The sequence below is a fragment of the Serratia sp. CY84636 genome (assembly GCF_052166245.1).
Taxonomy (GTDB): domain Bacteria; phylum Pseudomonadota; class Gammaproteobacteria; order Enterobacterales; family Enterobacteriaceae; genus Serratia; species Serratia nevei.
Genome location: NZ_JBJNOX010000033.1, coordinates 1 through 3,664 on the forward strand (window position 1 = coordinate 1; position 3,664 = coordinate 3,664).

The 3,664-nt window shown below is 56.1% G+C and carries 2 protein-coding genes; one reads left to right on the top strand and one right to left on the bottom strand.

The genetic code is table 11. The features are described 5' to 3' along the window. Positions 1 to 33: 33 nt before the first annotated feature. Positions 34 to 2,931, bottom strand: coding sequence for a Tn3-like element Tn5403 family transposase (locus tag ACJ8QI_RS25430; protein WP_001553819.1), 2,898 nt, complete (start codon positions 2,929 to 2,931; stop codon positions 34 to 36). Positions 2,932 to 3,025: 94 nt separating this feature from the next. On the opposite strand from ACJ8QI_RS25430, the gene ACJ8QI_RS25435 reads away from it, so the two are divergent. Next, the gene (locus ACJ8QI_RS25435) at positions 3,026 to 3,631 is read left to right on the top strand and encodes a recombinase family protein (RefSeq protein WP_000509965.1); all 606 of its coding nucleotides are present in this window, start codon (positions 3,026 to 3,028) and stop codon (positions 3,629 to 3,631) included. Positions 3,632 to 3,664 lie beyond the last annotated feature (33 nt).

Genomic DNA, 3,664 nt, shown 5'->3' on the forward strand with positions numbered 1-3,664 from the left:
GGGGTCGGTTCCGGCTGAGGGCGAAATGACACCCTAAGCTTTCGGTTCCTTGGGCCAAAGATATTCGCCAGTCAGTAGAATGTGCGCCCAGCCCAATGGGGATATGTGGGGAAGAAATTCAGGGGGAACATCCAACCCTTCGTTCCGCCGCTCCGTGACGGCATGACCAAGATGGACGGTATTCCAGTAAATGATCACCGCAGTCAATAAATTGAGCCCAGCGATTCGGTAGTGCTGCCCCTCTGTCGTGCGATCGCGAATTTCCCCCTGCCTCCCGATACGGAGCGCATTTTTGAGCGCATGGTGGGCCTCTCCCTTGTTAAGACCGATCTGAGCACGCCGCTGCATGTCCGTATCCAGGATCCACTCAATAATGAAAAGGGTCCGTTCAATACGACCAACTTCACGAAGCGCAACTGCAAGGTTGTTTTGTCGTGGGTAAGAAGCGAGCTTGCGCAGGAGTTGGCTGGGCCTGATTTTGCCAGCGGTCATCGTCGCGGCACAACGGAAAATATCAGGCCAGTTCGCAACGATAAGATCCTCCCGGGCTTTTCCACCTACCAACTTGCGTAACTCCCTGGGGGTCGTATCGGGATTAAATACGTACAACCGCTTCGATGGCAGATCCCTGATTCGCAGAACGAGATTGTAGCCGAGCAGGCTACTGGCTCCGAACAAATGGTCGGTGAATCCTGCTGTATCGGCATACTGTTCGCGAACATGGCGACCGACCTCGTTCATCAGTAGTCCATCGAGAATATACGGTGCCTCGCTCACGGTCGCCGGGATCGACTGACAAGCGAATGGCGCGAACTGGTCGCTTACGTGAGTATACGCTTTGAGGCCGGGAACAGAACCATATTTGGCATTGACCATGTTCATGGCTTCGCCATGCCGCGCTGTCGGGAAAAACTGACCATCGCTCGATGCTGACGTGCCCATCCCCCAGACGCGTGACATCGGCAGTTTACCCTGCGCGGCCACCACAATTGCCAATGCCTGGTTCATGGCTTCGCTTTCAACATGCCAGCGGGCAAGGCGTGAGAGCTGCCAGTAATCATGCGTGTTTGTAGCTTCCGCCATCTTACGCAGGCCCAGATTGAGCCCTTCAGCGAGCAGGACGTTGAGCAGACCGATCCGGTCGCGACATGGAGCCCCGGTTCTCAGATGGGTAAACGCATCTGTGAAACCAAGGGCTGCATCAACTTCAAGCAGCATGTCGGTAATCCGAACGGACGGCATTCGGCGATACAGATCCAGTATGAGTGCCTCGGCACCATCCGGCACGTCTGCTGTCAACCTGTCGATCCGCAACGTTCCATCTTCTATGCTACCGTGCGGAATAGTGCCGTTACGGGCAGCCCGGGCCAGCCGCTTAAGAGCGATCGTGAGTCGCGCCTTTCTGTCTGCCAGCCAATCCTGTGGGTTGGAAGGCACGGCCAGTTTTGCATTTTCCTGCGCCGCGATCATCGGCACCAGTACCTGCTTGAGGTCACCATAGCGGCGCGAATGAGCGAGCCAGACATCTCCGGAACGAAAAGCATCCCGGAGGTGAAAGAGTACCGCCACTTCCCAAAGACGGGTATCTCCTTTTTCCTGAGCTCGTAAATGACGGTTCCATTTGGAGCTGGGCCGCAGGAAACGCCTTTCTGGCGATGCAACACCTTTCATCTCTCCGATCGACAAAGCTGCTGCTACCAATGGTCCGGCGACCGGCGCGGCTTCGAGCTTCAGACAGCGCAACATGCGGGGCGCATAACGACGAAAGCGATGGTATCCCTGCCCGACATATGCAAGAGGCTCATCGGCTAGCGTGTTGCTGAGTTGAGTCCCTGTCGCTACCAGTTGAGCGAGCCGGTCCCATGCAACCGAACTGGCGACAGCCATCTCCAGCGGGGTTCCGTCACTGCGGGCCTCAAGCAACGAAGCTCCCAGCGCGGTGAAGGTACGGATCGTATCCGTGAGTGTGGCTTTAGAGCCGGAAATTGTTTCGTCATGCTGGCGCTTCGCTTCCCGCCAGGTTTTTCCTACGATCCTGTCATGGGTTTCGACTATGGCATCAGCAATCGCCGCTTCCCACTCCACAACACAGACGGCAAGGATCGCCCAGCGGCGGTCCGAAGTGATGTCACGCAAACCGTCGGTGAAGTAGCGTTCACCCTGCCGACGCAGCCGGGCAATGCGATGGGCAGGTATGCTGGCCAAAGCACTATGATTGATATTCAGGGTACGCAGAAATTCGAGCCTGTCGAGCAAACGGTTAGCAGCAGCCGAGTTGTTACCAACCTCGAAGTTGCGAAGCCAGATGAAACGACTGATATTGCCGGCGAGCATTTCACTCAGAAGTTTGTCCAGGTGATCGCGAACATCCGCTGTTAAATTTTCCGCAATCCGCGTTTCAATCCGCCGCTCAGCGGCGACCAGAGCATCCGCGCACAAGCGCTCGATTGTCGATACTGCGGGCAGAATGGTGGAAGTTTCCCGACACCGCACAATAAAACGATGAGCAAGATCCTCGTTTGATCTGGCATCTTCGGCCTGGCCGAAAGTCCACTCCCGCAGATCACGGGCACCACGGCCCGTGAAGGTCTTGTAGCCGTAAATTTCGCGCAGCGTGTCCATGTGCTGCTGACGGGTTTGGCGCCGTGTGGCATAAGTGAGAAGCGCATCAGCCGGAACTCCAAGCTGAGCACCGACGAAGGAAAGGACTTCACGCGGGATCATCTCACCAGGAGCCAGTGCACGGCCCGGATATCGTAAGGCACAAAGTTGCAGGGCAAAGCCAATCCTGTTTTCCGGTCTGCGGCGCTGCCTAATGTTTTCCAGGTCATCATCGCCCAGCGTGTAGAACTTCAGTAGCGACAGTTCGTCCGTGGGCAGATCGAACAGCGCTGCTCGCTGCCGTTCGGTGAAAATATGGCGTCGTGACATACAAATTCGTCCCTTTTGAAGTATAGTCTGTTTTGGACAACAGCCAGCCCATATAAATCAGGGCGTTCCGATACAAAAATCCAGGAGGGTTCAATTGGGACATCGTGCCGCCATTTACTGCCGGGTTTCAACAGCGGATCAGTCTTGTGAACGCCAGGAATTTGATCTGCGAGCCTTCGCCGGCTGTGCCGGCTACGACGTGGTGGGAATATTTAAGGAAACAGGTTCAGGAACTAAACTCGACCGGGCCGAGCGAAAGAAAGTCCTGGCGCTTGCCCAGTCCAGACAAATTGATGCAATCCTGGTCACTGAGCTTTCCCGGTGGGGGCGCTCGACGCTCGATCTGCTCAATACGCTACGTGAACTGGAGAACTGGAAGGTTTCCGTGATAGCCATGAATGGAATGGCGTTCGATCTTTCGTCGCCGTATGGACGAATGCTGGCGACGTTTCTTTCCGGCATTGCGGAGTTTGAGCGGGATCTCATCAGCGAGCGGGTCAAGTCAGGCCTTGCTGTTGCGAAGGCACGTGGTAAGAGGCTTGGTCGTCAGGCCGGAGTGCGACCAAAATCAGACCGACTTTTGCCTAAGGTGGTTGCGATGAGGGCCGAGGGACGCAGCTATCGCTGGATCGCACGCGAGCTCGGTATCAGCAAGAATACCGTCGCTGACATCGTGCAACGACACAGAGCTAACGCTTAGGGTGTCATTTCGCCCTCAGCCGGAACCGACCCC

Coding starts and splice junctions, on each gene's coding strand:
- ACJ8QI_RS25430 (WP_001553819.1), bottom strand. CDS start 2,931: ATGTCACGACGCCATATTTTCACCGAACGGCAGCGAGCAGCGCTGTTC.